The sequence below is a fragment of the Klebsiella sp. K47 genome, from assembly GCF_051858335.1.
GTDB classification, from domain to species: domain Bacteria; phylum Pseudomonadota; class Gammaproteobacteria; order Enterobacterales; family Enterobacteriaceae; genus Klebsiella; species Klebsiella pneumoniae.
Genome location: NZ_JBPYUI010000001.1, coordinates 313047 through 339572, shown reverse-complemented (window position 1 = coordinate 339572; position 26526 = coordinate 313047). Strand labels below are relative to the sequence as shown.

Below are 26526 nucleotides of genomic sequence, written 5' to 3'. Positions count from 1 at the left end.
GTGGTATTGCCGGGTGGCGGCTGCGCCTTACCCGGTCTACAGGCTCCTCTCACAGGCTCACACTCCGTAGGCCCGCGCAAGCGTAGCGCCGCCGGGCGAGATATCAGGTACGGTACCCGTGGTATTGCCGGGTGGCGGCTGCGCCTTACCCGGCCTACAGGATCCTCTCACAGACTCACACCCCGTAGGCCCGCGCAAGCGTAGCGCGACCAGGCCGTTTCATTCGCGGGCCAGCTTGCGCTGGTTCTTTTGCCGTAGCTTTTTCGCCCGGCTCTCCAGCAGCAGATAGGCCACCGTCGCCAGCAGCAATGGCAGGAAATAATAGAGCGCGCGCCAGGCGAGCAGGGCGGCAATGATCGCGCCCTTCGAAATATCTTCCCCGGAGAGCATGGCGATAAACACCGCCTCCAGCACGCCGATCCCAGCCGGAATATGGATAATCACCCCGGCGATACTGCTCACCAGCAGCACCCCTAATACCAGAAAATAGTTAATCTCGCTGCCCAACAGCAGCCAGATTATCGCCCCCATCGTCATCCAGTTCGCCGCCGAGAGCCCCATCTGCAGCAGCGCGAAGCGCCAGGAGGGCAGCACCAGCCGCTGGCCTTTAATCGTCAGGTGACGGCGTTTGGCGAACGCGCAGCCGAACAGATAGCAAAGCGTAAGGATCAGCATCACCCCGCCGATAATACGCAGAGTGGTCTGGCTGATGTACCAGTGCGGCGGCAGCTTCACCAGATCTGCCGTGAATATCACCCCGCCCAGCAGAATATAGCCCAACCAGTTGGTGGTAATGCTTAAGGAAAAAATACGGGTGATGGTGCTGCCGTTCAGCCCCAGCCGCGAGTACAGCCGGTAGCGCATACCGATCCCGCCGACCCAGGTGCTGAGTGTCAGGTTGAAGGCGTAGCAGATAAACGACACCAGCATGACCTGGCGTTTCGCCAGCTTGTGCCCGCAATAGGCCCGACCGAGCAGATCGTAGCAGCCGTAAATGAGGTAGCTGACGATAACCAGCGCAATGGCGCTAAACAAGGCCAGCCGATCGTAGCCGCGGATCACCTTCCACACGTCCTGCCAGTCGACTTTTTGCGCGTAGATCACCAGCAGGACGATGACGGCGATAAAAAAGAGCACGGTCAGCACTCTTTTCGCCATCCGCCAGCGGGGATGTGATTTGCTCATAGTGGATTATCCCTGGCTGGAGACTCGACGCGGTCCTGAGTTTCAATTTCCGGCTGGACCGGCGGGCTGACTCTGGCCAGCCGCGGGGTATGAGCCGGTAACCAGCCGACCCATGCCGGGAAGTGGCGTAGAAAGTGGAAAGCCATCACGCTGACGCCCAGCCGCCACCAGTTGCGTTTCGGCAGCATCGTTTTATCGATGCGCTGGCAATCCCGGGCGATAAGCCCGTTGAGATTATCGCGCAGCGTCTGGTTAAACACCCGATCGTGGATGATCAGATTGGCTTCCAGATTCAGCGACAGGCTAAGCGGATCCAGGTTGCTTGACCCAACGGTGGCCCAGTGGTCGTCTGCCAGAGCGACCTTGCCATGCAGCGGGCGACGGCGATATTCGTAAATCTGCACCCCACCCTTAACGAGATAGTGATAGAGCAGGTGGGCGCCAAACTTCACAATGGGAATATCCGGTTCGCCCTGCACGATCAGCTTAACCCGTACTCCGCGCCGCGCGGCATTGCGCATCGCATGCAGCAGGCGGTAGCCGGGGAAAAAATAGGCGTTAGCGATAATCACTTCCCGGCGGGCGCTGGTCAGCATCTTCAGGTAGTGGCGTTCAATATCGTCGCGGTGATCCTGGTTGTCGCGCCAGACGAACAGCGCCTGCGCCTCGCCGGGGGTCTGGTTAATCTCCGGCTGGTGGCGACGACGTCGCCACCAGCGGCGGGCGGTTTCGCTGTTGGGCAGGTTTTCCAGCTCGAACTGCAGGATGTCGAGCACCACCGGTCCTTCGACCTGCACCGCATAATCCTGCTTCGCCTCCGGACCGTAGTCGCTCATATGTTCGGCGGAGTAGTTAATACCGCCGACAAAGGCGGTGGTGTCGTCGATTACCACGATTTTACGGTGCATGCGACGGAACAGATTGGTGCGCATCCCCATCAGCTTAGGACGCGGATCGTAGTAGCGGAAAATCACGCCAGCGGCGGTGAGCTCGCCGACAAATTCATCGCTGAGATCCGGGGAACCATAGCCGTCGAGGAGCACCTCCACCTGGATGCCGCGGCGGGCAGCCTCGAGCAGGACCGCGTGCAGCCGCCGGCCTACCTCATCTTCAAACCAGATAAAGGATTCGAGGATCACCCGCCGGCTGGCGCGACCGATGGCCGCAAACAGCGCCGGATAGTACTGGTCGCCATTCTCCAGTAGCGTAATGCGGTTGCCTTCCTGCCAACGACATTTCACAAATGTATCTCCACGCTAAGGGGTGCATGATCGGACAGATGCCGCCATTGTTTAAGGGCCAGCGCCTTCGGGCGACTGGCGTGGGCGTTCTTGACGTAAATGCGGTCGAGGCGCAGCAGCGGAAAACTGACCGGAAAGGTGCGCGCCGGCCGTCCGCGGGCGCGGGTAAAGATCTCTTCCAGACCGGCCTGGGCTTTTAACGGCTGGTTAGCCTGCTGACGCCAGTCGTTAAAATCGCCAGCCACCACCACCGGCTCGCCCGCGGGCAGGGTATTGACCCACTCCGCCAGCATGGTCAACTGCGCCTGCCGTTGGTCGGCGCGTAGACCGAGATGGACGCAAATCACGTGAATAGTTATCCCGCTCCGCGGCGGCACGATGCGGCAGTACAGCAGGCCGCGCTTCTCCCCGTTGCCGACCGAGATATCGCGATTTTCGTAGTATTCAATGGGAAAGCGCGACAGCACGGCGTTGCCGTGGTGGCCTTCCGGATAAACCGCATTGCGCCCGTAGGCGTAGTCGCTCCACATGGTGTCGGCGAGAAATTCATAATGGGTCGTATCCGGCCAGTTTTCGATGTGCAGCGGATGTACCTCATGAGCGCCCATCACCTCCTGCAGGCAAACAATATCCGCGCTAACGCTGCGCACGGCGTCGCGCAGTTCGGGCAAAATAAAACGCCGATTAAACGCCGTAAAGCCTTTATGGGTGTTAATTGTCAGCACGTTCAACGAAAATCCCGCCGTTGGCTCAGCCATAATTCTCCAGTAAATGTCACTTTCCTGAATAAAATAGTGTAGTAGACGTCACAAAAAGATGCGGTGTTACGGAATTTTCCGTAAAGTGCGGTACTCTGAGTAGCAGAGAAAAATCCTTCAGGAGAGAAGCCATGAAGTGGCAACAACGTGTACGCGTCGCAACGGGTCTTAGTTGCTGGCAGATTATGTTGCATCTACTGGTCGTGGCAGTACTGGTGATGGGTTGGATGAGCGGCGCGCTGGTGCGCGTCGGATTGGGACTGTGCGTCCTCTACAGCGTCACGCTGCTGGCGATGCTGTTTTTACAGCGTCACCATGAGGCGCGCTGGCGCGATGTGGGAGACTTCCTTGAGGAGCTCACCACGACCTGGTACTTCGGCGCGGCCATGATAGCGCTGTGGCTGCTGTCGCGCGTGCTGCACAACAACCTGCTGCTGGCCCTCGCCGGGCTGGTGATACTGGCAGGCCCGGCGGTGGTCTCGCTGCTGGCGAAAGATAAGAGCCGTTACCCTAAAGCGTTCGGGCTACAACAAGGCGGCAACGCAGCGAATCCCCAGAAGCATAGATAACTATGCGACTGGGGTGAGTAAGGAAAGCCAACGCCGTTGTAGTTTGAACGATGACGGGTATTACGCAATCTTCCTTCGGAACATCGCATACGCTGCTGAGCCGGTGGTGGCCGCTATGACCAGTAGCGGCCACAAACTTCCCCACACAATCTCCAGACTCGCATCCTTCAGATAAATTTGCTTGGTGATATCGGTAAAGTGGCGGATGGGATTTATCCAGGTCAGATCCTGCAGCCACTGCGGCATGTTTTCCACTGGTGAGACGTATCCCGACAGGAGAATAGCCGGCATCATAAAGACGAACACGCCGATAAACGCCTGCTGCTGGGTGGCGCACAGCGACGAAATCAATAAGCCAAAGCCCACCAGCGATAGACCGTAAATCACCATGGTGAAATAGAACAGCAGCAGCGAGCCGGCAAACGGGATCTGATAGGCCCAGATACCAATCGCCAGCACGATAGTTGCCTGCAGGGTGGCGACGATCAGCGCCGGCACCGCCTTGCCGACGAAAATTTGCCAGGTGGCGAGGGGGGAGACCAGCAGCTGGTCAAGGGTGCCCTGCTCGCGCTCGCGAGCCACCGACAGCGAGGTGACGATCATCACCCCGATGGTAGTGATCATGGCGATAAGCGACGGCACCACGAACCATTTATAGTCGAGATTCGGGTTGTACCAGTTGCGCACCACCAGCTCGCTGTTGTTCGGCTTCGCTTTACCCTCCAGCAGCTCCTGCTGATAGTTTTTCACAATCTGTTGCAGATAGTTGGCGGCGATTTGCGCGCTGTTGGAGTTGCGTCCGTCGAGCAGAAGCTGCAGCGGGGCGGTTTGATAGTTATCCAGATTGCGCGAGAAATCGGCCGGGAAGCGCACCACCAGCAGAGCTTTTTGTTCATCGATGGTCGGCTGGATCGCCTGCGGGCTTTGCAGCAGCAGGACGTGGGTAAAGGCTTTGGCGCGGGCAAAGCGCTGAGTGAGTTCCACCGCGTGGCGACCGCTGTCCTCGTTGTAGATAGCGATGGTGGCGTTGGTCACCTCCAGCGTCGCGGCAAAGGGAAAAAGCAGCACCTGAATCAGCACCGGCATGATTAAAATCGCCCGCGTCTGCGGCTCGCGCAGCAGCGACTGCAGCTCTTTGCGGATTAATGTCCATAAACGGTGAAACATAATAGCTCCTTTGGCCCATTCAACCACGCCGGGCGGCACTGCGTTTGCCCGGCCTACGGGATCGGCGAACCGTATAATCGATGTTGGTTAAACCGTAGGCCCGGTCGGCGCAGCGCCACCGGACAAAACCTAATCCAGACGCCGTTTGGTTTTCAGCCACGTCAGACCGATAAACATCACCGCCGACGCAATCAAAAACAGCACGTTGACCAGCAGCACCACCGGAATATTGCCCGCCAGAAACAGGCTTTGCAGAGTACTAACGAAATAGCGCGCCGGGATCACATAGGTCACCGCGCGGATCACCGCCGGCATACTGTCTATCTGGAAAATAAACCCGGACAGCATAATCGACGGTAAAAAGGCGGCGTTCAGCGCCACCTGCGCGGCGTTAAACTGGTTGCGGGTAATGGTTGAGATCAGCAGCCCCATCCCCAGGGTGCTGAGCAAAAACAGACTAGTGATGACAAACAGGATCGGCAGCGAGCCGCGATAGGGCACGCCGAGAATAAATACCGACACCAGCATACACAACAGCATCGCCAGCATGCCGAGGAAATAGTAGGGAATGAGCTTGCACAGCAGCAGTTCGGCGCGGGTGATCTCCGTCGACAGCAGCGCCTCCATGGTGCCGCGCTCCCATTCGCGGGCCACCACCAGCGAGGTCAGTATGGCGCCGACCACGGTCATGATGATGGTGATCGCCCCGGGGATAATAAAGTGCTGGCTAATAGCCGCCGGGTTAAACCAGTAGCGCATCTGCACGTCGATCAGCGGTTCAAAGGTTTCGCCGCGGTCTTCCGCCCGCTGCTGCTGCCAGATTTGCCAAATACCTTCCACATAGCCCTGAGCGAAGTTGGCGGTATTGGGCTCGCTGCCGTCGGTGATGAGCTGCAGCGGTGCGTCGGCGCCGGGGCGGGCCATCTGGCGGTCGAAATCCACCGGAATGACCACCATGGCGCGGATGCGCCCGGCCTGCATCATCTCAATCAGCTGCCTGCGGCTGTCGCTGACGGTGGCATCGATATAGGGCGAGCCGGTCATGGTATGGACGAAATCCAGCGCCTCTTCGCTCTGCTGCTCAAGCAATACGCCGACCCGCAGCCTGCTGGAGTCGAGGTTAATGCCGTAGCCGAAGATAAACAGCAGCAGCAGGGGGATCACCACCGCGATCAGCCAACTGCTGGGATCGCGCACAATCTGCCGGGTCTCTTTGACGCACAGGGCGCGGACCCGCCGCCAGGAGAGAATGCTATTGCCCATGGCTATTCTCCTTGTCCCAGCGGTTAATCAGGGTAATAAACGCCTGCTCCATGGTCGGGTCCGTCTGGCTGTCGTCCGCCGCCTGGGCCTTCAGCGCGTCCGGGGTCCCGCTGGCGATAAGCTTGCCGTGATAGACCAGCCCGATGCGGTCGCAGTATTCCGCCTCATCCATAAAGTGGGTGGTGACCATTACCGTCACGCCTTTATCAACCATGCTATTAATATGTAGCCAGAACTCGCGGCGGGTAAGGGGATCGACGCCGGAGGTGGGTTCATCGAGAAACAGAATATCGGGTTCATGCATCAGGGAGCAGGCCAGCGCCAGCCGCTGCTTGTAGCCGAGCGGCAGCTCGTCGGCGGCGTGGCGGGCGATACTTTCCAGGCCAAAGGCATCGCTCATCCGGGCGATTTTTTCATTTTGCGCCCGGCCGCGCAGGCCATAGACGCCGGAGAAAAAGCGCAGGTTTTGCTCGACGCTGAGGTTGCCGTACAGCGAAAATTTTTGCGCCATATAGCCCAGATGCTGGCGCGCCTTGCCAGAGCTGACCTTGAGATCCATTCCCAGCACCAGCGCTTTGCCGGAGGTGGGCACCAGCAGGCCGCACATCATTTTGAAGGTGGTGGATTTCCCGGCGCCGTTGGGGCCGAGCAGGCCGAAAATTTCACCGCGCTTAACCTGGAAATCGACATGGTCGGTAGCGGCGAAATCACCAAACTTTTTCGTTAACGACTGGGCTTCAATGACCGTTTCCTCTTTGCTGCCGTCAACGCGATGGATAATCGCCCCCAACGGCGATTCAGCGGTCCCGGCGCCGCCGAGCAGGTCGATAAACGCATCTTCAAAGCGCGGCGCGGTGTCGGCCACCTGCAGGGGCGGCATGTCGCCATGCTGCTGGACTTCCTCAATGCGCGCGTCCTTTTTCAGGATCAGACGCACCGATTTGCCCTGGATCACCCCGTCGCTAACCTGCGGCAGCTTCAGCGCCCGCTGCAGCAGGCGGCGGTTGTTTTCCTGCGGGCTGGAAACCAGAAAGCTGCGCCCGGCCATGGTTTGCGTCAGCGCCGTCGGCTCGCCCTGGTAGAGCAGTTTGCCTTCGTTCATCAGCAGCACGTCGCGGCATTGTTCCGCTTCATCGAGATAGGAGGTGCTCCACAGGATCAGCATGCCGTCGCCGGCCAGCTCGTGCACCATCTGCCATAGCTCGCGGCGCGAGATAGGGTCGACGCCGACGCCGGGCTCATCGAGCAGCAGTACTTTCGGATCGCCCACCAGGGTACAGGCGAGGCCCAGCTTTTGCTTCATCCCGCCGGAAAGCTTGCCTGCCAGCCGTTCGGTGAATGGACCAAGGGAGGTGAACTCCAGCAGGCGGTCGAAAATTTTCTTCCGCGCCTCGCCGGTGACGCTGCGCAGGTCGGCGTACAGGGTCAGGTTTTCCATCACCGTCAGATCTTCATACAGGCCGAACTTCTGTGGCATATAGCCGAGCACCGCGTGCAGGGCGCTGTCGTCTTTTAGCGGGTCGAAGCCTATCACGCTGGCGCGACCCTCATCAGGCTTGAGCAATCCGGCGAGCATTCGCATCAGGGTGGTTTTCCCCGCGCCGTCGGGCCCCACCAGCCCGGTGACGTAGCCGGCGCGGATCGTACAGGTGAGCGGCGCTACCGCTGGCCTGTCCATACCGGGAAAACGGCGGCTCAGGCCGTTTAAGGCGATGACGGTCTCACTCATGTCCGTTCCCGTGGCTAAAGGAGATGGTCACCGGCATTCCCTGGCGCAGCGCGCCGTCGGCATCAGTCACCACAATGCGCAGACGGTAGACCAGATCGGTGCGCAGATCCGGGGTCTCGACGGTCTTCGGCGTGAATTCAGCGCTCGGCGAGACAAAACCGATTTTGCCGTGATAGGGCTTATCCGGCCGGCTGTCGGTATAGAGCAGCACTTCTTGTCCCGGCTGCGCCTGGCCGAGGTTTTTCTCGTCAACATAGGCGCGGACCCACACCGGATGCGTTAACGACAGGGTCAGTACGGTACCGCCGGCGTTGAGCATAGTGCCGGGCTCGACGGCGCGGGTCATCAGCGTACCGTCAGAAGGGGCGGTGAGCACGGTATCGTGCAGGTCCAGTTTGGCCTGGGCCAGCGCCGCCTGCGCCTGTTCCAGACTGGCTTTGGCCTGGGCAATCTCCTGCGGGCGGTTACCGGCGCGATACTGACGCAGCTTATCCTGCGCCGATTTGAGCGTTGCCTGCGCCTGATCGCGCGAGGAGCGGGCATTCTCCAGATCGTTGGCGGAAATGGCGCTGCTGGCGCGCAGCCCGAGCTGGCGCTGATAAAAGTTTTGCGCATAGTCGTAAGCGGCCTGCGCCTGTTTCACCGCCGCCGCGGCCTGGGCAATCTCTTCCGCGCGGTAGCCGGCCATCATCAGGTCATACTGCGCCTGGGCGGTGGAGACATTGGCCTGGGCCTGCAGCAGGGCATTTTCATACGGCGCGCGGTCAAGCTCGCCGAGAGTTTGCCCGGCGCGGATGTTGTCGCCTTCGTCGACGGTCAGCGAGGCCAACCTACCGCCAACGCGGAAGCTCATGTTGACGGTGCGGATATCGACATTGCCATACAGGGTCAGCGGCTGCTGCCGGCTGCTCTGGTACCACCACCAGCCGCCGCCCAGCGCGGCGAGAAGAATCACGATCAGCAGAATGACGACGACGGGTTTTTTCATCAGCCCAAACTCCTTTGCGATAACCCATGCAGGATGAAATCGATATGACAGGTAATGACTTCGAAAATCTGTTCCGTTTTTTGCGCGTCAAAATGCGTCCAGCCGGTGCGCAGCAGGATAGTTTCACGCCCGAGACGGAAAGCGAGCACCTCGCCCAGCAGGGCGTGGGTATGGAGGATCATTTGCGTATCACTGGCTTCGCAGCCGGTCCAGGCGGCAATCAGCCGGGTGAGATAATGGTGCAGGGGGGCAATCACCTGCTGGTGGATCAGATGGTAGGCGGCGGTCGGCGCCAGCTGCTCACGGGAAATGAATTTGCTTAAGTTAACCGTATCGTCCTGGGTGAGCAGCAGGATCATGTTGTGGCAGGCGCTAAGGATGAGGTCGCGGATCGCCTGGCGATCCGGCGCTTCCCCGGCAAGCAGGTGCTCCGCCGCTTCGGCCTGCGGGCGAAAATTGTCGCCGATAAAATCGGCGATCCACTGGGCGCAGGCAAGATACAGATCGTCTTTCGAGCCAAAATAATAGGTGATAGCGGCGATATTCTGCCCGGCCTGGGCGGCGATATCGCGGGTGGTGGCGTGCTGGCCGTACTCGCCAAACTGGGCGATAGCGGCCGTGATAAGCTGATTTTTTGCCTGTTCGCCTTTACTGGTCATCGCGCTCGGTAAAAGTTAATCAATCGATTGATTAACTTTAGGCGCCGACTGGCGGTTTGTCCACCAGCCGGGATCAAATATGGAACCCTTCCTCTTTCAGCTCTCCGGCGACCCAGGCGAAGAAGCGCTGGACCTTCTCCTTCTGTTCATTAGCGTGGGGGAGGACGAAGTGGTGCGCGCCGACCGGCATGCTCCGCTCGTCGGCAAATACCGGCGTCAGCTGTCCCTGGCGCACGTGTCCGCCGGCCAGCAGATTGCTCTCGAGGATCACGCCCATCCCCATTCTGGCCGCCTCGATGCTCATATATGACCGGTCGAAATTAAAAATGAAGTTTTTATGCCAGCCGCGGACCTTGTGCCACGACAGCCAGTTGCTCCAGTTAATCAAGGTGCTGTCGGAGTGGATCAGATCGCAGGCCAGCAGATCTTCCACAGCCTGCACAGGATGGCTGGCTAAATAAGACGCTGCGCTGTAGGGCAGGACGCGCTCATTTTTAATGGTTCTGACCAGCAGCGTCGGCCACTGTGACAGCCCGTGACGAATATCGATATCAATATTATCCCGGGAGAACTGGATGCTTTCGTATGAACAGGTCAGGCTGATTTTTAACGCCGGCCACGCCTGGCGGAATTTATCCAGACGGGGCATCAGCCATAGCAGGCCGAAGCTCGGCGCCGAATGAATGCGTAAATAATCCTGATGGATATCGTTGATCACCTGGCTGGTGGCCTGGCCAATCATATTCAGCGCCCCGGAGACCTCTTTGAGATATTTTTCTCCCACCGCCGTTAACGTGACGCCTTTGCTGCTGCGGGAGAACAGTTTTTTCCCCAGAAAGTGCTCCAGGCTGGCTATCTGATGGCTGACCGCCGAGGCGGTAATATTGAGATTCTCTGCGGCCAGATTAAGGCTGCCGGTAGCGGCGACTTCAATAAAAGCCTGGATATTGCGTAAAGAGGGCATCGGCAGATTTTTATTGGGTAGCGGTTGGCTCATGGCGGCATCCTGCGCGGGGCGCGAATAAAAGAAAATAGCCAACAGCGTGGCGCAGCCGGGATGTACAGCATAGGGAAAAGCGAAAAAACAACGTTAATTTGTGATGGGCTTAACAATTTATCTTGTTAAAAGCGCGCAGGTCAGAAAACGCTAAAAATTTGCGGGAAGTCACTAACTCAATTTTTCTCAATCATAATTGAGGTTTTTTGAATACCGTTTCATTTTGGGGTTGTTATATTCCTCTCACAGGCCTGATAACAAACTGCGATGTGCTTGCATCGCAATTATAAAACACCTAACCACCTGTTTCGCTGGCGAAAAGCATTTATCTCTTGCTCCTGTATGGATAGTAAAACGCGGTGATCCGAAGCGGCAGCTTACAGCGAAGTGGATGAGGTATAAAACGAGGAAACCCTATGTCACGTATAGATACGCTGGTCTGTACTGACGCCAGGAAAACGAAATATCGTTTCGTGGTTTTGACGATGATTTTTCTGGTGTATGCCATCAATTACGCCGACCGAACGAATATTGGCGCGGTACTGCCTTTCATCATTGATGAGTTTCATATCAATAATTTTGAAGCCGGGGCCATCGCCAGTATGTTTTTCCTCGGCTATGCGGTAAGCCAGATCCCGGCCGGCTTTTTCATTGCCAAACGCGGTACCCGGGGGCTGGTATCGCTCTCCATTTTCGGCTTCTCCGCCTTTACCTGGCTGATGGGCACGGTGAGCTCCGTGTTTGGCCTGAAGCTGGTGCGGCTGGGACTGGGGCTGAGCGAAGGGCCTTGCCCGGTGGGGCTGGCTTCCACCATAAATAACTGGTTTCCACCAAAAGAGAAAGCCACGGCAACCGGCGTTTACATCGCGGCGACCATGTTTGCGCCGATTATTGTGCCGCCGCTGGCGGTGTGGATTGCGGTGACCTGGGGGTGGCGGTGGGTCTTTTTCTCTTTTGCTATACCCGGAATTGTGGCGGCCATCGCGTGGTATCTGCTGGTCAAATCCAAGCCTGCTGAGAGCGGATTTGTTTCCCAAAGCGAACTGGCAGAGATTAATGCCGGGCGTGAAAGTCATAATAATAGCGTACGCGAAAATATCTTAATTGCCGAAAGATTCACCTGGCTGGATAAAATCATTCGGGTAAAGAAAATGGCGCCAATTGATACGGCGAAAGGCTTATTCACCTCAAAAAATATTCTCGGTGACTGCCTGGCGTATTTTATGATGGTTAGCGTGCTGTACGGATTATTAACCTGGATCCCCCTGTATTTAGTCAAAGAGCGCGGTTTCGATGTAATGAGTATGGGCTTCGTGGCCAGTATGCCGTGCATCGGCGGCTTTATTGGCGCGATCGGCGGCGGATGGGTTTCGGATAAGCTATTAGGCCGCCGGCGTAAACCCACCATGATGTTCACTGCGGTGTCAACGGTGGTCATGATGCTAATTATGCTGAATATCCCGGCCAGCACCCTGGCAGTTTGTATTGGATTATTCTTTGTCGGCTTTTGTTTAAATATCGGCTGGCCAGCCTTTACCGCGTACGGTATGGCCGTTTCGGATAGCAAAACCTATCCAATCGCCTCTTCCATAATTAATAGCGGCGGCAACCTCGGTGGATTTGTCGCGCCGATGGCGGCTGGTTTCTTGCTTGATAAAACCGGGAGTTTTAATTCTGTATTTACCTATTTTGGTATCTGCGCCGCCATTGGTTTGGTGGTGATTCTTTTCCTCGATGAACCACAATAACGGAAATATATCCTGTTAATTAATATGACGTAATGTCATGGAGTGAAACTATGTTATTAAAAGATAAAGTCGCCATTATTACTGGCGCGGCCTCCGCACGCGGTTTGGGCTTCGCGACTGCGAAATTATTCGCCGAAAACGGCGCGAAAGTGGTCATTATCGACCTCAATGGGGAAGCCAGTAAAACCGCCGCGGCGGCATTAGGCGAAGGCCATCTCGGCCTGGCGGCCAACGTCGCTGATGAAGTGCAGGTGCAGGCGGCCATCGAACAGATCCTGGCGAAATACGGTCGGGTTGATGTACTGGTCAATAACGCCGGGATTACCCAGCCGTTGAAGCTGATGGATATCAAGCGCGCCAACTATGACGCGGTGCTTGATGTTAGCCTGCGCGGCACGCTGCTGATGTCGCAGGCGGTTATCCCCACCATGCGGGCGCAAAAATCCGGCAGCATCGTCTGCATCTCGTCCGTCTCCGCCCAGCGCGGCGGCGGTATCTTTGGCGGACCGCACTACAGCGCGGCAAAAGCCGGGGTGCTGGGTCTGGCGCGGGCGATGGCGCGCGAGCTTGGCCCGGATAACGTCCGCGTTAACTGCATCACCCCGGGGCTGATTCAGACCGACATTACCGCCGGCAAGCTGACTGATGACATGACGGCCAACATTCTTGCCGGCATTCCGATGAACCGCCTTGGCGACGCGATAGACATCGCGCGCGCCGCGCTGTTCCTCGGCAGCGATCTTTCCTCCTACTCCACCGGCATCACCCTGGACGTTAACGGCGGCATGTTAATTCACTAAGCGAGGCAAACAGATGAAGATGACCGAATCACAAAAAGTCGCCGCGGCGGCGTGGCGTATTCGCCGTTACGCCCTGCAAATGGGGGAAGTGCAGGGGCAGGGCTATATCGGCCAGGCGCTGGGCTATGCCGATGTGCTCGCCACCGCCTTCAGCCATGCCATGACCTATCGCCCGGAAGATCCCGAGTGGGAGGGGCGCGATCGCTTCCTGCTCTCTCATGGCCATTACGCTATCGCTTATTATGCCGCGCTGCTGGAGGCGGGCATTATCCCGGAAGCCGAACTGGAAACCTACGGCTCCGACGACAGCCGCCTGCCGATGTCCGGCATGGCGACCTACACCCCGGGGATGGAGATGTCCGGCGGCTCGCTGGGGCAGGGGCTGTCTATCGCCGTCGGCATGGCGCTCGGGCTGCGGCAGAAACAGAGTAAGGCCTGGGTCTACAACTCCATGTCCGATGGGGAGCTGGACGAAGGGTCGACCTGGGAGGCGGCGATGTCGGCGGCTCACTATGGCCTGAGCAACCTGATTAACCTTGTCGATGTCAACAAACAGCAGGCTGACGGCGATTCACGCAAAATCCTCGGCTTTGAGCCGCTGCAGGATAAATGGGCCGCCTTCGGCTGGTACGTACAGCGCGTGGACGGTAACGATCTGCCGGCGGTGATGGCCGCCTTTGACAACGCGAAAAGTTATTCCGGCAATCAGCCGCGGGTCATTTTATGCGACACGCTGATGGGCAAAGGGGTGCCGTTCCTCGAAACCCGCGATAAAAACCATTTTATTCGCGTCGATGCCGACGAATGGCAAAAAGCGATCGCGGTGCTGGACGCTAACAAACCGGAAGGAGTGCTGTAATGAGCCAGAGTCAACCCCGTTTAAAAACGTCGGCGATGATCGCCTCGATTGCTGATGAAGGCCAGGCGACCGTCCCTGCGCCCTTCGGCGTCGCGCTGTCAAAACTGGCGGCGCAGCGCCCGGAAATCGTCGGCATGACTGCGGATCTGTCAAAATATACCGACCTGCATATTTTCGCCCAGGCCTTCCCGGATCGCTTTTTCCAGATGGGCATGGCCGAACAGCTGCTGATGGCGGCGGCAGGGGGGATGGCGAAGGAGGGATTTATTCCTTTCGCCACCACCTATGCCGCCTTTGCAACCCGTCGCGCCTATGATTTTATTCACCAGGTCATCGCCGAAGAGCATCTGAACGTGAAGATCTGCGCGGCGCTGCCGGGCCTGACGACCGGCTATGGCCCCAGCCATCAGGCCACCGAAGATCTGGCGATCATGCGCGGTATCCCCGGGATGGTTATCGTCGATCCTTGCGATGCGCTGGAGATAGAGCAGGCGGTACCGGCCATTGCCGATCACCAGGGGCCGGTGTATATGCGTCTGCTGCGCGGTAAGGTGCCGCTGGTGCTGGATAAATATGACTATCAGTTCGAACTGGGTAAGGCGAAGCTGCTGGAGGACGGCAACGATGTGCTGATTATCTCCTCCGGGCTGATGACCATGCGCGCGCTGGAGGCGGCTGAAAAGCTGCGGGCCGATAATATCGGCGTGGCGGTTCTGCACGTGCCGACCATCAAACCGCTGGATGAGAAAGCGATTATTGAACAGGCGTCGAAGCCGGGCCGCCTGGTGGTAACTGCGGAGAACCACACCGCGGTCGGCGGCCTGGGGGAAGCGGTGGCCGCGCTGCTGATGCGTAAGGGCGTACGCTGTGAGCTGGATAGCGTGGGGCTGCCCGACGCGTTCCTGTTAGCCGGCGCCCTGCCGACCCTCCACGATCGCTACGGCATCTCCACCGCGAAGATTGTCGAAAAAATTAAGTATCGTCTGCGTTAACCGCGCTGCTATGGCCCACTGGCCGCTGAGCGCGCTCAGCGGCCTTCTCATGCCCGCCAGCCAGGCGCGGCATTCTTTTGCAGATTTTATGCGGCCTGTCACAAAATCTGCTAGACTGCGCCCCTTCATGGCATTGTGGTTTTTGCCATCTCTTATCGCAATAATCTCCCTGAAAACTACGCCCTTCACCGGGCCGGGGCGGTTCGGAGTTGTTATGTCTTTTGATTCCCTAGGCCTGAATCCCGATATCCTGCGCGCTGTCGCTGAGCAGGGCTACGTTGAGCCGACCCCTATCCAGCAGCAGGCGATCCCGGCGGTACTGCAGGGCCGTGACCTGATGGCCAGCGCCCAGACCGGCACCGGTAAAACGGCGGGCTTTACCCTGCCGCTGCTGCAGCGCCTGATCCAGAATGAGCCGCACGCAAAGGGCCGTCGTCCGGTGCGCGCGCTGATCCTGACCCCGACCCGTGAGCTGGCGGCGCAGGTGGGCGAGAACGTCCGCGATTACAGTAAATACCTGAATATTCGCTCGCTGGTGGTCTTTGGCGGCGTGAGCATCAACCCGCAGATGATGAAGCTGCGCGGCGGCGTCGACATCCTCGTCGCCACCCCGGGCCGTCTGCTGGATCTTGAACATCAGAACGCCGTCAGTCTTGATAAAGTAGAAATCCTCGTGCTGGACGAAGCGGACCGCATGCTGGATATGGGCTTTATCCATGACATCCGTCGCGTACTGGCCAAACTGCCGGCGCGTCGACAGAATCTGCTGTTCTCGGCGACCTTCTCCGACGAGATCAAGGGCCTGGCCGAGAAACTGCTGCACAACCCGCTGGAAGTGGAAGTGGCGCGTCGTAACACCGCGTCCGAGCAGATCACCCAGCACGTCCATTTTGTTGACAAGAACCGCAAGCGTGAACTGCTGTCGCAGCTTATCGGCGAAGGCAACTGGCAGCAGGTGCTGGTGTTTACCCGTACCAAGCATGGCGCCAACCACCTCGCGGAACAGCTCAACAAAGACGGCATCCGCAGCGCGGCGATCCATGGCAACAAGAGCCAGGGAGCGCGTACCCGCGCGCTGGCCGACTTTAAATCCGGCGGCATTCGCGTGCTGGTGGCGACCGATATCGCCGCCCGCGGTCTGGATATCGAAGAGCTGCCGCACGTGGTGAACTACGAGCTGCCGAACGTACCGGAAGATTACGTCCACCGTATCGGCCGTACCGGTCGCGCGGCGGCCACCGGCGAAGCCTTATCGCTGGTGTGCGTGGATGAGCATAAGCTGCTGCGCGATATCGAGCGCCTGCTGAAAAAAGAGATCCCGCGCATCGCGATTGCCGGCTATGAGCCGGATCCGTCCATTAAAGCCGAACCTATCCAGAACGGTCGCCAGCAGCGCGGCGGCGGTCGTGGGCAAGGTCAGGGACGCAGCGGACAGCCGCGCAGCCAGAATAATGCCCCGCGCCGTCAGGACGGCGAGGCGCCGAAAGCGCGCACTCAGGACGGCAAACCGCCGCGCCGCCGTCGCCCGCGTAAACCGGCTGGCGAATAACACGCTGATGTCCGGGCCGCGATAACGCGCCCCGGCTCAGGCCCGTCTGTCCGCTACGCGGCGGCGGGCCTTTTTCTTTCCATTACACTATTTGTCGAGCAGGCTTCCACACTCCGCAGAAAGCAATACCTCCGGGCGGGCAAAAATGGCACAATAGTGGCTGTTTATACAGTATTCAGGTTTTCTCATGGCTTTGACCGCTGCGCTGAAAGCGCAAATCGCCGCCTGGTATAAGGCGCTTCAGGAACAGATCCCGGACTTTATTCCGCGTCCCCCGCAGCGGCAGATGATCGCCGATGTGGCGAAAACCCTTGCCGGGGAAGAGGGCAGGCATCTGGCTATCGAAGCGCCGACCGGCGTCGGCAAAACGCTGTCATATCTGATCCCGGGCATCGCCATCGCCCGCGAGGAACAAAAAACGCTGGTGGTCAGCACCGCCAACGTCGCCCTGCAGGATCAAATCTACAGTAAGGACCTGCCGCTGCTGCGTAAAATCATTCCCGACCTGCGCTTTACCGCCGCCTTTGGCCGCGGACGCTACGTCTGTCCGCGCAACCTGACGGCGCTGGCCAGCACCGAGCCGTCGCAGCAGGATCTGCTGGCCTTTCTCGATGACGATCTCACCCCGAATAATCAGGCGGAGCAGAAGCTGTGCGCGACCCTGAAGCAGGATCTCGACAGCTACCGCTGGGACGGCCTGCGCGACCATACCGACAAAGCCATCGACGATGGGCTATGGAGTCGGCTGAGCACCGATAAGGCCAGCTGCCTGAACCGCAACTGCCACTACTATCGCGAGTGCCCGTTCTTTGTGGCGCGGCGGGAAATTCAGGAGGCGGAAGTGGTGGTGGCCAACCATGCGCTGGTGATGGCGGCGATGGAGAGCGAAGCGGTGCTGCCGGAGCCGAAAAACCTGCTGCTGGTCCTCGATGAAGGCCATCATCTGCCGGACGTCGCCCGCGACGCGTTGGAGATGAGCGCCGAGATCACCGCCCCCTGGTTTCGCCTGCAGCTGGATCTGTTCTGCAAGCTGGTGGCCACCTGCATGGAGCAGTTTCGTCCGAAAACCACGCCGCCGCTGGCCAATCCGGAGCGGCTCACCGCTCATTGCGAAGAGCTTTTCGAGCTGATTGCCTCGTTGAATAATATTCTCAATCTCTATATGCCCGCCGGTCAGGAAGCGGAGCATCGCTTCCCGATGGGCGAACTGCCGCAGGAGGTGATGGAGATCTGCCAGCGGCTGGCGAAGCTCACCGAGTTGCTGCGCGGCCTGGCGGAGCTGTTCCTGAACGATCTCAGCGAAAAGACCGGCAGCCATGACGTGGTGCGCCTGCATCGGGTGCTGCTGCAGATGAACCGCGCCCTTGGCATGTTTGAAAGCCAAAGCAAGCTGTGGCGCCTGGCGTCGCTGGCGCAGTCCTCAGGCGCGCCGGTAACCAAATGGGCGACGCGGGTGGTGCGCGATGGCCAGATCCACGTCTGGTTCCACTGCGTCGGGATCCGCGTCAGCGATCAGCTTGAACGGCTGCTGTGGCGCAGCGTGCCGCATATCGTGGTGACGTCAGCGACGCTGCGCTCGCTAAACAGCTTCTCGCGCCTGCAGGAGATGAGCGGTCTGAAGGAGAAAGCGGGGGACCGCTTCGTGGCGCTGGATTCGCCGTTCAACCACGTGGAGCAGGGGAAAATTATTATTCCTCAAATGCGTTATGAACCGCTGATGGATAACGAAGAGCAGCACATTGCCGAGATGGCGGCCTATTTTCGCCAGCAGGTGGAGAGCAAAAAACATCTCGGGATGCTGGTGCTGTTTGCCAGCGGGCGGGCGATGAACCGCTTCCTCGAGCATGTGACCGATCTGCGCCTGATGCTGTTGGTGCAGGGCGACCAGCCGCGCTACCGGCTGGTGGAGCTGCATCGCAAACGGGTGGAAAGCGGCGAGCGCAGCGTGCTGGTGGGTCTGCAGTCCTTTGCCGAAGGTCTCGATTTAAAAGGCGATCTGCTAAGCCAGGTGCATATCCATAAAATCGCTTTTCCGCCCATCGACAGCCCGGTAGTGATCACCGAAGGCGAATGGCTGAAAAGCCTCAATCGTTATCCCTTCGAGGTACAGAGTTTGCCCAGCGCCTCCTTTAATCTTATTCAGCAGGTGGGGCGTTTGATCCGTAGCCATAACTGCTGGGGAGAGGTGGTGATTTACGATAAGCGTTTGTTGACCAAAAACTACGGCGCGCGTCTACTGAACGCGTTACCTGTTTTTCCCATAGAGCAGCCGGGCGTTCCGGAGGTTATAGTAAAACGGAAAGCAAAACAGACAGCAAAACAGACGGGCCGCAAACGTCGCTGACGCCGGCGCGTGATGCACCAGGGGGAGCCATGGAGTACAGCAAAATTATAAAAGAGGTGGGTCGCGGTAAGAATCATGCCCGCGATCTCGATCAAGAGACCGCCCGTGCGCTCTACGCGCGGATGCTGAACGGCGAGGTGCCGGAGCTGGAGCTGGGGGGAATATTAATCGCCCTGCGCATTAAAGGCGAAGGCGAAGCGGAGATGAAAGGTTTTTACGCCGCGATGCAGCAGCATACGCTGCGCCTGACCCCGCCGGCCGGCAAGCCGATGCCGATCGTTATCCCCAGCTACAACGGCGCGCGCAAGCAGGCGAACCTCACGCCGCTGCTGGCGATGCTCCTGCACAAGCTGGGATTTCCGGTGGTGGTTCACGGCGTCAGTCACGATCCCACCCGGGTGCTGACCGAAACCATTTTTACCCTGCTGGACATTCCGGCCACCCTGCACGCCGGACAGGCTCAGGCGCAGTTGGAGGGCCATGAACCGGTGTATATCCCGGTGGGGGCCTTCTGTCCGCCGCTGGAGAAACAGCTGGCGATGCGCTGGCGGATGGGCGTACGCAACAGCGCCCATACCCTGGCCAAGCTGGCCACGCCGTTTGGCGAAGGGGAGGCATTGCGTCTCTCCAGCGTGTCGCATCCGGAATATGTTCCCCGGGTGGCGAACTTCTTTCGCGAGACCGGTGGCCGCGCGCTGCTGATGCATGGTACCGAGGGCGAAGTGTACGCCAACCCGCAGCGCTGTCCGCAGATCAGCCTGATTGATGAGCAGGGCGTGCGGGTGCTGTACGAACGCCAGACTGAGATGGCAGCGGAGGCGGTGGTCCTGCCGACCTCGAAAGACCCTGAGGTCACCGCGCGCTGGATTGAACGCTGCGTCGCTGGCGTCGAACCGGTGCCCAACTCGTTGAAGATCCAGCTTGCCTGCTGTCTGGTGGCCTGCGGGGAAGTCACCTCGCTGGAGCAGGGCCTCAGCCTCGTCAACGACTGTTGGTGATCGGATCTGCAGGATAAAAAAAGCCCGTCCGGTGGCTCGGACGGGCAAGGCAAGGGTATTAAAGGTCTTTTCAGGGTTAATTCAGTGGCTTACAGATGGGTGCAGCGATTATTTATAGATAACCGCAGTACCGCTCAGTTTGTTGTTGGTGTTAGCGGAAGTAATGCTGTAGCCGGTCGCGCCAGCGGCTTCGGCTTTAGCAGCCAGTTTTGCTTCCAGACCATCTAAAGTGGTTGCGCCTTGCGCAGACACCACGCCGATCTTATTCATGCTTTCAGCCTGAGCGGGGGTAACCGGTTCGGCGGCAAAGGCGCCGAAGGAAAGAGCAGTCAGAGCGATGGCAGCGGCAGCATATTTGATGTTTTTCATAGTTAGTCTCTCGCAGGTTGTTCTGTTCAGGGGACGATGTTCCGTCGATGTGATAAGTATCACGCTTTTCTGCGGGAGATAAAATCGAAGTAAATTCACAGTCTTTATCGAATTTTTTGAATGATTAATAATTTACTGATTATTAATAAATTATTTCTCCTTCTTTTCGTCTGACGGCGAAGCGAGGAACACCGGCGCGCTTAAGGGCACATATTGCGACTTTTTCCGCCAAAAAGTGTGCGCGAAAAGATAATGCGAAAGGCTGTCATAAACGGTAAAGGAAAGTCAACGTAGCTGGCTATCCTTTGAGCCGCGACGATTATATCCTGAAAATGTATTGTTATGTAAATCTTTCTCCTGCTGGCACTTCACGCAGTATCTGACCCCTGGGATGGCCTGTCGCCGGGCCTCCGGAATCGGCTCTCCGCATTCATCACAAAATTTGTTGCTTTCGCCGCGCGGAAGCTCGCGGCGGGCGCGAGCCACCGCATCGTCAATAGTGCTGTCGATCTGATCCTGTACGGCGCCGTCGCCTGCCCAACCTGATGCCATCGTCTGCCTCCTGTAAAAGGTTATTGATAAATTATAGCTGAACCGTACAGCCGGTTACCGCTGCTGGCGGCATTGATCCGCCAGGCTATCGCCCCATGACGGTGGGCCTTATCCGCGAGGGCGGCCGCCAGGTCGTCCAGGGTGCTGGCGCCGAAGGCGGAGACGGTGCCGACAGGGCGGAGCGGCCCGTTATAGGGCAGTACGGGTGGCGGTGGCAGGGGAGAGGCCGCGGTGGCATGAGCGGTGAGCGCCGCGGCGAACAGCAGCGAGACGAATTTCATCAGCATATCCTCATAAACCGCATGGGACATAGCTTAAGTGTAGGTCTTTCCAGACCGCGCGACAGGGAATGTTTAATGCAAAACAGTGCGTTTTGCATGCTACCGGCGCAGGGGAGCGCTACTCTGGCCGGTAGATTATTTAGCGGGCGTCAGGGCGGATCATGTCAAAGCGCAGGCTGTCATCAATACCGTAATAGGCGCTCGGGCCACCGGCGCGCAGGATCGGTTGGGCGCGGGCGGTTTGATAGATACCGTTGTCCAGTAGTGATTCATCGATATGCACGGCGACCACTTCACCGAGCACCAGCCACGTATCGACAGGGTTGCCGTCGGCGGTGGTGAGTTGAATACACTGCGACAGACGGCACTCAAAGTTCACCGGACTCTCCGCGACCCGTGGAGCGCTGACCAGGCGGCTGGCGGCGGCGGTGAGGCCGGCGCGCACGAATTCGTCCTCATGGTGCGGAATCGAGGCTGACGTTTCATTCATCGCCATGGCCAGCGGTCGCGTCGCCAGGTTCCAGACGAACTCCTTTGTTTCGACGATATTTCGCACGCTGTCTTTCCAGCCGCTACTGGCGAAACCAATGATTGGCGGCCGATAGTTAAAGCAGTTAAAAAAGCTGTATGGCGCCAGATTACGCTGGCCCTCGGCGTCCTGGGAGGCGATCCAGCCTATCGGGCGAGGCCCGATTATCGCGTTCAGCGGGTCATGCGGCAGGCCGTGGCCCTGCGAAGGTTGATAAAAGTACATGCTGCACCTGTCACGGATAATGGAGATATCCAGACTCCCTTATTTACCGCGCCGCCGTCAACGGGTATCTTACGCGGCTGTTCAAAGGAGATTGTCATGAAAGCCCAGAAACCGGGGTTACACCCGCGTAACCGCCACCATCAACGCTACGACCTGCCCGCGCTCTGCCAGGCCCATCCTGACCTGCAGGGCTACATTACGCTCAATCCGCTGGGTGAGCAGACCATTGATTTTGCCAATCCGCAGGCGGTGAAGGCGTTGAATAAAGCGCTGCTGGCGCATTTCTACGCGGTCAAACACTGGGACATTCCTGACGGCTTTCTCTGTCCGCCGGTGCCTGGGCGGGCCGACTATATTCATCATCTGGCGGATCTGCTGGCCGGGGATAGCGGCGAGGTGCCGAAGGATGCCACGATCCTTGATATTGGCACCGGCGCCAACCTCATCTATCCCCTGATCGGCGCTCACGAGTATGGCTGGCGCTTTACCGGCAGTGAAATCAACCCGCAGGCGTTCGCCAGCGCGCAGGCGATTATCAATGGCAACCCGGGCTTGACCCGGCAGATCCGCCTGCGCCGGCAAAAAGAGAGCCAGGCTATCTTTCACGGCGTGATCCATAAAAACGAGACCTACGACGCCACGCTGTGTAATCCGCCGTTCCATGACTCCGCAGAGAGCGCCCGGGCGGGGGGCGAGCGCAAGCGCCGCAACCTCGGACTCGGCGCCGAAAGCGGCCTCAATTTTGGCGGTCAGCAGCAGGAGCTGTGGTGCGAAGGGGGCGAAGTAGCCTTTATCTCGCAGATGATCCGCGAAAGCCAGGCCTTCGCCCGCCAGGTGAAATGGTTTACCTCGCTGGTGTCGCGCGGCGATAATCTGCCGCCGCTCTACCGCCTGCTGACCGAGGTCGGCGCAGTGAAAGTGGTGAAAAAGGAGATGGCCCAGGGGCAAAAGCAAAGTCGCTTTATCGCCTGGAGCTTTATGGACGACGCCAAACGCCGTCGTCCATTCTAACGCTACTCGGCGGCCGGGCTGTCGGCGCCCGGCATCGGCAGCTGCTGCCAGGTCTGTACCGGCGCGCGAACCCCGGCGCGATCGAAGTGCTTTTTCACCTGGGTGTCGAGGGCAAAACGCACCGTCCACTGCTTCAGCGGCAGGGTAGTGAAGCTGACGCGTAGCGTAAAGGCGGTATTGCTCAGCCCCACCAGCCCGGCGAACGACGGTTCGCCAATGATCAGACCGCGGATCTCCTCCTGGGCCAGCAGATCGTCCACCGCCGCCTTCAGCGCCTGGCTGGCTTTATCCAGATCCTCATGGCGGTCAACGTCATAGTTAGCCACAACCGAGCCAATGCCGCGCACGAAGTTGGCAAAGGTGGTGATCGAGGACCAGGGAATAATGTGATAGGCGCCGGTATCCTGACGTACCCCCACGGAGCGAATCGACATTCGTTCCACGGTGCCGGTCAAAGGACCGATGGTGACCAGGTCGCCGGTGTTCATCCCGTTCTCGAACTGGATAAATATGCCAGTGATAATGTCTTTGACCAGGGTTTGCGCACCAAACGAAATGGCCAGCCCTAACGCCCCGGCGCCCGCCAGCAGCGGCGCAATGTTTACCCCAATTTCCGAGAGCAGGATCATCACCGTGATGGTGCTGATCACCACCGCCAGCGCGTTGCGAAACAGCGTCAGCAGCGTCCGGGCCCGCGCGCTGGGCAGCGGACGGCCATGAATATCCGATGCCAGCCGGTTTTCAATCAGGCTGGCCAGAACCGTCCAGCCGATGGCGGAGAAGAAGAGGATCAGGGCGATGCGGATCAGCACATCCACCGTTTTTTGCCCGGCATCGTTGTGTAGCCATTCCCGGAAGTCAAACAGGCCCCAGGCGCTCAACAGCAGCATGATGGCGACACAGACGGTGAGAATGCGCGCCGCCTTCAGCGAGGCGGAGATCCAGCCATTTAGCCGCTTTTGCAGTTCAGGGTAGTTGCGCTGGGTGGCGGGCGACAGGGTGATGGTTTTGGCTATCCAGCGCGACAGGATGCCAGATACCAGCGCCGCGCCGCCGATAATCGCCAGGCTTTGCAGGGTGGCGCCCATCATGAATTTCAGGCTGTTGCCCGGGTCGAACAGGGAAAAGAAAAAAAGCACCACAAAGTAGGCGCAGGCCAGCCAGTGCCAGACCAGCGCGAAGGCGCGGATAAACAGGCTAAAGAAAGCGAGTGAGTGGTCGGCCAGGTGGATCAACCCTTGAGTAATCACCGCTTTGTTATGAAAAATCAGGTACAGCGCCCACAGCGTAATGCACAGCATGATGACGACGTTAGCCAGTGCGCCAACCTGAACATTCACCTGATTGGAAATAATCGGCACCGCGACGATCAGACCGTAACCAATCAGGCTGCTGAGCGCGCTCAGGCGCAGGCTCCAGTATGACGCGGCCTCGTCGCTGAGGTTAAAGGGCCGCAGGGCAGGAATGCGCGGGCAGAAAATGAGCCGCAGAATAGCTTTAAAAAACTCGATCAGCGCGAAGGCGTTGAGGAAAAGGCTCTGCTGGAAGGCGATGGTAGGGTTATTCCCATTCAGGCGATCGCTTAGCAGCTGACCGACAAACAGGGTTAGCGCCAGCAGCAGCAGGTCGATGATAAACGCCCCGGCGATGGTCAGGGGCAGCTGAAGCCAGTTACCGCGATCGCGGTTTTTATGCCGTCCCCATTCGCCCATTTTGCGATACAGCGGCAGCGCCGCGAGGCGTACCAGCCACCAGAAGGCAAACACCAGCCCGGCCAGCAGTAAAAAATGCCAGGCCGCGCTGGTAAAGGTTTGCGGATTAAAGGGCTTATGCGGTGAGCCGGTGATATTGCGCCACAGCTGGGAAAAGCGTGATGAGAGCTGTTCGCCATATTCCCGGCTTATCTGGGTGACGTTCTCCAGTACCGTGGTCTCTTCTTTGACCGCCGGTGGCGTCAGCGTCGGGGTGCTGTCGGGCGGCGGCGTGGCGGCTGCTTTACGCAGCTGGTCAATGAGCTCCTGACGGGCGGAGTCGTTGGCCAGCACATCGGCCAGTGCGGCATAAGCCGCTCTTTTCTGTTCCACATCGGGTTCGCTGGCGCTGTTTTTATCAGTGTTAGCCGTCGGCACGCCGGGGAGGGTGGCGGCGGAAAGCGGGGCAGTAAACAGTGCAGCGAGCAAAAGCAGGATCCACGGCATGGGCACCTCCGTTGCAACGTAAACGGGTAAGTATAGAAGCCGCTGGCGGAAGGGGAGGGAAGAGGATTCTGGAAAAGCGGCTCTCATCGTGGGGGAGAGAGCCGTTGTGGGTCAGGCGACGTGTTGCAGGAATTCACGCAGGCGCGGGCTGGGCGGGTTCTTCACCAGCTCCTGGGGATTGCCGTCTTCAGCAATTCGTCCTTTGTCGATAAAGATTAGTCGCGAGGCCACTTTTTCGGCAAAGCCGATTTCGTGGGTCACAATCACCATCGTCATGCCCTCTTCCGCCAGGTCCTGCATCACCTTGAGCACTTCATGGCGCAGCTCCGGGTCGAGCGCGGAGGTCGGTTCATCAAACAGCATCATCTTCGGCTTCACCGCCAGCGCGCGGGCGATGGCCACACGCTGTTGCTGGCCGCCGGAGAGTTCGGACGGATAGTGATGCGCGCGCTCAGCCAGACCGACTTTCGCCAGCAGCTCTTTCGCCTGCTTCTCTGCCGCCTGCTTGCTGGCGCCGCGTACCCGCAGCGGGCCAAACATCACGTTTTCCAGCGCCGTGAGGTGCGGGAACAGATAAAACTGCTGGAAAACCATCCCGGCTTCCTGACGAATCAGACGTTCGTCCACCTTCGGGTCGTTGACCTTCAGACCATCGACAATCAGATCGCCGCTGGTGATCTCTTCCAGCTTATTGATGCAGCGCAGCATCGTTGATTTACCGGAACCGGAAGGGCCGATAATGACCACCACTTCACCCTGATTAATTTTCAGAGAGATATCGTGTAGCACCTGGGTCGGACCAAAGTGCTTGGAGACGTTTTTAAATTCAATCACAGGATTTTCATCCTTCTTTCAAGACGACGCAGAATAAAGCTCAGGACCAGGGTGATAATCAGGTAGATCACGGCTACAGCGCTCCAGATTTCCAGCGCGCGGAAGTTGCCCGCGATGATCTCCTGTCCCTGACGGGTCAGTTCGGCGACGCCGATGACGATGAACAGCGAGGTATCCTTGATGCTGATGATCCACTGGTTGCCCAGCGGCGGTAGCATGCGGCGCAGCGCCAGCGGCAGGATCACGTGGCGAATGGTTTCGCGACGCGACAGGCCAAGCGCCAGGCCCGCTTCGCGGAAGCCTTTATGTATGGAGAGCACCGCGCCGCGGGTGATTTCCGCGATATAGGCGCCCGAGTTTATCATGATGGTCACTACCGCCGCGGAGAAGGGGTCGATGCGCAGATCGCTAAAGGCCATCGGCAGCGCAAAGTAGATGAACATAACCTGCACCACAATCGGGGTGCCGCGAATGATTTCAATAAAGACCAGCGCGATGTGGTTGGCGATCCAGCCGCCGAAGCAGCGGGCGAAACCGGCCACCAGACCAATTATCAGACCGCCGGCCAGGCCGAGGACGGAAATCCACAGCGTCATTTTGGCGCCTTCCAGCAAAATCGGAATGGCAGGCCAGATGGCACTCCAGTCAAACTGCATAATACGTTCCTGTTACCGTGTCGAG

The 26526-nt window shown here is 58.7% G+C and carries 26 protein-coding genes; 10 read left to right on the top strand and 16 right to left on the bottom strand.

Annotation, left to right across the window (positions count from 1 at the left end; translation table 11 throughout):
- Positions 1–219: 219 nt before the first annotated feature.
- The 3 genes from RRF55_RS01580 to RRF55_RS01570 are packed head-to-tail and all read right to left on the bottom strand — an operon-like array spanning position 220 to position 3184.
- Positions 220–1185 carry a lysylphosphatidylglycerol synthase domain-containing protein gene (locus RRF55_RS01580; protein ID WP_073900907.1) on the bottom strand — a complete coding sequence of 322 codons (966 nt, stop codon included), beginning with the start codon at positions 1183–1185 and terminating at the stop codon, positions 220–222.
- Positions 1182–2426 (bottom strand): cardiolipin synthase ClsB, encoded by a 1245-nt coding sequence (gene clsB / locus RRF55_RS01575; protein WP_002895730.1) that lies wholly within the window; start codon positions 2424–2426, stop codon positions 1182–1184. The genes RRF55_RS01580 and clsB overlap by 4 nt, the downstream gene beginning before the upstream one ends.
- A complete protein-coding gene (locus tag RRF55_RS01570) occupies positions 2423–3184 on the bottom strand; it encodes an endonuclease/exonuclease/phosphatase family protein (RefSeq protein WP_004179098.1) in 762 nt (253 codons plus the stop codon). Before RRF55_RS01570 ends, clsB begins: the two co-directional genes overlap by 4 nt.
- A 131-nt stretch (positions 3185–3315) precedes the next feature.
- On the opposite strand from RRF55_RS01570, the gene RRF55_RS01565 reads away from it, so the two are divergent.
- A complete protein-coding gene (locus RRF55_RS01565) occupies positions 3316–3753 on the top strand; it encodes a YbhQ family protein (RefSeq protein WP_004176793.1) in 438 nt (145 codons plus the stop codon).
- Positions 3754–3813: 60 nt separating this feature from the next.
- Here RRF55_RS01565 and RRF55_RS01560 read toward each other — a convergent pair whose 3' ends face one another.
- The 6 genes from RRF55_RS01560 to RRF55_RS01535 all read right to left on the bottom strand — a co-directional run bounded on the left by RRF55_RS01560 (position 3814) and on the right by RRF55_RS01535 (position 10556).
- Complete coding sequence (locus tag RRF55_RS01560) at positions 3814–4920, bottom strand: ABC transporter permease (protein ID WP_004142068.1); 1107 nt, start codon at positions 4918–4920, stop codon at positions 3814–3816.
- Between the two features lie 129 nt (positions 4921–5049).
- Positions 5050–6183 (bottom strand): ABC transporter permease, encoded by a 1134-nt coding sequence (locus RRF55_RS01555; RefSeq protein ID WP_002895739.1) that lies wholly within the window; start codon positions 6181–6183, stop codon positions 5050–5052.
- On the bottom strand, positions 6173–7912 hold the full coding sequence (locus RRF55_RS01550) for an ATP-binding cassette domain-containing protein (RefSeq protein WP_004179101.1): 1740 nt from the start codon (positions 7910–7912) through the stop codon (positions 6173–6175). The genes RRF55_RS01555 and RRF55_RS01550 overlap by 11 nt, the downstream gene beginning before the upstream one ends.
- Positions 7905–8900: a secretion protein HlyD gene (gene hlyD / locus RRF55_RS01545; RefSeq protein WP_004176787.1), complete on the bottom strand. Its 996-nt coding sequence runs from the start codon at positions 8898–8900 to the stop codon at positions 7905–7907. Before hlyD ends, RRF55_RS01550 begins: the two co-directional genes overlap by 8 nt.
- Positions 8900–9559, bottom strand: coding sequence for a transcriptional regulator CecR (gene cecR / locus RRF55_RS01540; protein ID WP_439419080.1), 660 nt, complete (start codon positions 9557–9559; stop codon positions 8900–8902). The genes hlyD and cecR overlap by 1 nt, the downstream gene beginning before the upstream one ends.
- A 73-nt stretch (positions 9560–9632) precedes the next feature.
- Positions 9633–10556 carry a LysR substrate-binding domain-containing protein gene (locus RRF55_RS01535; RefSeq protein ID WP_004179102.1) on the bottom strand — a complete coding sequence of 308 codons (924 nt, stop codon included), beginning with the start codon at positions 10554–10556 and terminating at the stop codon, positions 9633–9635.
- Here RRF55_RS01535 and RRF55_RS01530 point away from each other — a divergent pair.
- From RRF55_RS01530 to ybiB, 8 genes are all read left to right on the top strand, one after another.
- On the top strand, positions 10548–10685 hold the full coding sequence (locus RRF55_RS01530) for a hypothetical protein (RefSeq protein WP_032424177.1): 138 nt from the start codon (positions 10548–10550) through the stop codon (positions 10683–10685). The genes RRF55_RS01535 and RRF55_RS01530 overlap by 9 nt on opposite strands.
- Before the next feature lie 287 nt (positions 10686–10972).
- Complete coding sequence (locus RRF55_RS01525) at positions 10973–12304, top strand: MFS transporter (RefSeq protein WP_002895749.1); 1332 nt, start codon at positions 10973–10975, stop codon at positions 12302–12304.
- Positions 12305–12354: 50 nt separating this feature from the next.
- On the top strand, positions 12355–13104 hold the full coding sequence (locus RRF55_RS01520) for an SDR family NAD(P)-dependent oxidoreductase (RefSeq protein WP_002895750.1): 750 nt from the start codon (positions 12355–12357) through the stop codon (positions 13102–13104).
- A gap of 13 nt (positions 13105–13117) precedes the next feature.
- On the top strand, positions 13118–13963 hold the full coding sequence (locus RRF55_RS01515; RefSeq protein ID WP_002895753.1) for a transketolase: 846 nt from the start codon (positions 13118–13120) through the stop codon (positions 13961–13963).
- Positions 13963–14955, top strand: coding sequence for a transketolase family protein (locus tag RRF55_RS01510; protein ID WP_002895757.1), 993 nt, complete (start codon positions 13963–13965; stop codon positions 14953–14955). The genes RRF55_RS01515 and RRF55_RS01510 overlap by 1 nt, the downstream gene beginning before the upstream one ends.
- A gap of 214 nt (positions 14956–15169) precedes the next feature.
- The gene (gene rhlE, locus RRF55_RS01505) at positions 15170–16504 is read left to right on the top strand and encodes an ATP-dependent RNA helicase RhlE (protein WP_016947488.1); all 1335 of its coding nucleotides are present in this window, start codon (positions 15170–15172) and stop codon (positions 16502–16504) included.
- 187 nt (positions 16505–16691) lie between these two features.
- Positions 16692–18848 carry an ATP-dependent DNA helicase DinG gene (gene dinG, locus RRF55_RS01500; RefSeq protein ID WP_004147693.1) on the top strand — a complete coding sequence of 719 codons (2157 nt, stop codon included), beginning with the start codon at positions 16692–16694 and terminating at the stop codon, positions 18846–18848.
- Between the two features lie 29 nt (positions 18849–18877).
- Positions 18878–19846, top strand: a complete 969-nt coding sequence (gene ybiB, locus RRF55_RS01495; RefSeq protein ID WP_032414711.1) for a DNA-binding protein YbiB — start codon at positions 18878–18880, stop codon at positions 19844–19846.
- Positions 19847–19954: 108 nt separating this feature from the next.
- Here ybiB and ybiJ read toward each other — a convergent pair whose 3' ends face one another.
- The 4 genes from ybiJ to RRF55_RS01475 all read right to left on the bottom strand — a co-directional run bounded on the left by ybiJ (position 19955) and on the right by RRF55_RS01475 (position 21802).
- Entirely contained in the window at positions 19955–20215 is a 261-nt protein-coding gene (ybiJ, locus tag RRF55_RS01490) for a DUF1471 family protein YbiJ (RefSeq protein ID WP_004176772.1), read from the bottom strand.
- A 285-nt stretch (positions 20216–20500) separates the two neighbouring features.
- A complete protein-coding gene (locus RRF55_RS01485) occupies positions 20501–20767 on the bottom strand; it encodes a DksA/TraR family C4-type zinc finger protein (RefSeq protein ID WP_002895824.1) in 267 nt (88 codons plus the stop codon).
- A 20-nt stretch (positions 20768–20787) separates the two neighbouring features.
- Positions 20788–21048, bottom strand: coding sequence for a YdgH/BhsA/McbA-like domain containing protein (locus RRF55_RS01480; RefSeq protein ID WP_004183485.1), 261 nt, complete (start codon positions 21046–21048; stop codon positions 20788–20790).
- A 139-nt stretch (positions 21049–21187) separates the two neighbouring features.
- A complete protein-coding gene (locus RRF55_RS01475; protein ID WP_002895828.1) occupies positions 21188–21802 on the bottom strand; it encodes a flavin reductase family protein in 615 nt (204 codons plus the stop codon).
- Positions 21803–21898: 96 nt separating this feature from the next.
- Here RRF55_RS01475 and rlmF point away from each other — a divergent pair, with 96 nt between their 5' ends.
- Positions 21899–22813: a 23S rRNA (adenine(1618)-N(6))-methyltransferase RlmF gene (rlmF, locus tag RRF55_RS01470; RefSeq protein ID WP_002895831.1), complete on the top strand. Its 915-nt coding sequence runs from the start codon at positions 21899–21901 to the stop codon at positions 22811–22813.
- Between the two features lie 2 nt (positions 22814–22815).
- Here the strand turns inward: rlmF and ybiO are convergent, their stop codons facing one another.
- The 3 genes from ybiO to glnP form a co-directional block, all read right to left on the bottom strand.
- Positions 22816–25011, bottom strand: a complete 2196-nt coding sequence (ybiO, locus tag RRF55_RS01465; protein WP_004142041.1) for a mechanosensitive channel protein — start codon at positions 25009–25011, stop codon at positions 22816–22818.
- 111 nt (positions 25012–25122) lie between these two features.
- On the bottom strand, positions 25123–25845 hold the full coding sequence (glnQ, locus tag RRF55_RS01460; protein ID WP_004142040.1) for a glutamine ABC transporter ATP-binding protein GlnQ: 723 nt from the start codon (positions 25843–25845) through the stop codon (positions 25123–25125).
- The gene (gene glnP, locus RRF55_RS01455) at positions 25842–26501 is read right to left on the bottom strand and encodes a glutamine ABC transporter permease GlnP (protein WP_002895837.1); all 660 of its coding nucleotides are present in this window, start codon (positions 26499–26501) and stop codon (positions 25842–25844) included. Before glnP ends, glnQ begins: the two co-directional genes overlap by 4 nt.
- Positions 26502–26526 lie beyond the last annotated feature (25 nt).

What these genes read in the sequence shown, in the direction of transcription:
- rhlE (WP_016947488.1), top strand. Translation starts at nt 15,170, where the DNA reads ATGTCTTTTGATTCCCTAGGCCTGAATCCCGATATCCTGCGCGCTGTC.
- ybiO (WP_004142041.1), bottom strand. Translation starts at nt 25,011, where the DNA reads ATGCCGTGGATCCTGCTTTTGCTCGCTGCACTGTTTACTGCCCCGCTT.
- RRF55_RS01560 (WP_004142068.1), bottom strand. Translation starts at nt 4,920, where the DNA reads ATGTTTCACCGTTTATGGACATTAATCCGCAAAGAGCTGCAGTCGCTG.
- hlyD (WP_004176787.1), bottom strand. Translation starts at nt 8,900, where the DNA reads ATGAAAAAACCCGTCGTCGTCATTCTGCTGATCGTGATTCTTCTCGCC.
- RRF55_RS01485 (WP_002895824.1), bottom strand. Translation starts at nt 20,767, where the DNA reads ATGGCATCAGGTTGGGCAGGCGACGGCGCCGTACAGGATCAGATCGAC.
- RRF55_RS01525 (WP_002895749.1), top strand. Translation starts at nt 10,973, where the DNA reads ATGTCACGTATAGATACGCTGGTCTGTACTGACGCCAGGAAAACGAAA.
- RRF55_RS01570 (WP_004179098.1), bottom strand. Translation starts at nt 3,184, where the DNA reads ATGGCTGAGCCAACGGCGGGATTTTCGTTGAACGTGCTGACAATTAAC.
- rlmF (WP_002895831.1), top strand. Translation starts at nt 21,899, where the DNA reads ATGAAAGCCCAGAAACCGGGGTTACACCCGCGTAACCGCCACCATCAA.
- RRF55_RS01480 (WP_004183485.1), bottom strand. Translation starts at nt 21,048, where the DNA reads ATGAAATTCGTCTCGCTGCTGTTCGCCGCGGCGCTCACCGCTCATGCC.
- RRF55_RS01475 (WP_002895828.1), bottom strand. Translation starts at nt 21,802, where the DNA reads ATGTACTTTTATCAACCTTCGCAGGGCCACGGCCTGCCGCATGACCCG.
- RRF55_RS01520 (WP_002895750.1), top strand. Translation starts at nt 12,355, where the DNA reads ATGTTATTAAAAGATAAAGTCGCCATTATTACTGGCGCGGCCTCCGCA.
- RRF55_RS01510 (WP_002895757.1), top strand. Translation starts at nt 13,963, where the DNA reads ATGAGCCAGAGTCAACCCCGTTTAAAAACGTCGGCGATGATCGCCTCG.
- ybiB (WP_032414711.1), top strand. Translation starts at nt 18,878, where the DNA reads ATGGAGTACAGCAAAATTATAAAAGAGGTGGGTCGCGGTAAGAATCAT.
- dinG (WP_004147693.1), top strand. Translation starts at nt 16,692, where the DNA reads ATGGCTTTGACCGCTGCGCTGAAAGCGCAAATCGCCGCCTGGTATAAG.
- ybiJ (WP_004176772.1), bottom strand. Translation starts at nt 20,215, where the DNA reads ATGAAAAACATCAAATATGCTGCCGCTGCCATCGCTCTGACTGCTCTT.
- RRF55_RS01515 (WP_002895753.1), top strand. Translation starts at nt 13,118, where the DNA reads ATGAAGATGACCGAATCACAAAAAGTCGCCGCGGCGGCGTGGCGTATT.
- RRF55_RS01565 (WP_004176793.1), top strand. Translation starts at nt 3,316, where the DNA reads ATGAAGTGGCAACAACGTGTACGCGTCGCAACGGGTCTTAGTTGCTGG.
- RRF55_RS01555 (WP_002895739.1), bottom strand. Translation starts at nt 6,183, where the DNA reads ATGGGCAATAGCATTCTCTCCTGGCGGCGGGTCCGCGCCCTGTGCGTC.
- RRF55_RS01550 (WP_004179101.1), bottom strand. Translation starts at nt 7,912, where the DNA reads ATGAGTGAGACCGTCATCGCCTTAAACGGCCTGAGCCGCCGTTTTCCC.
- cecR (WP_439419080.1), bottom strand. Translation starts at nt 9,559, where the DNA reads ATGACCAGTAAAGGCGAACAGGCAAAAAATCAGCTTATCACGGCCGCT.
- RRF55_RS01535 (WP_004179102.1), bottom strand. Translation starts at nt 10,556, where the DNA reads ATGAGCCAACCGCTACCCAATAAAAATCTGCCGATGCCCTCTTTACGC.
- RRF55_RS01580 (WP_073900907.1), bottom strand. Translation starts at nt 1,185, where the DNA reads ATGAGCAAATCACATCCCCGCTGGCGGATGGCGAAAAGAGTGCTGACC.
- glnP (WP_002895837.1), bottom strand. Translation starts at nt 26,501, where the DNA reads ATGCAGTTTGACTGGAGTGCCATCTGGCCTGCCATTCCGATTTTGCTG.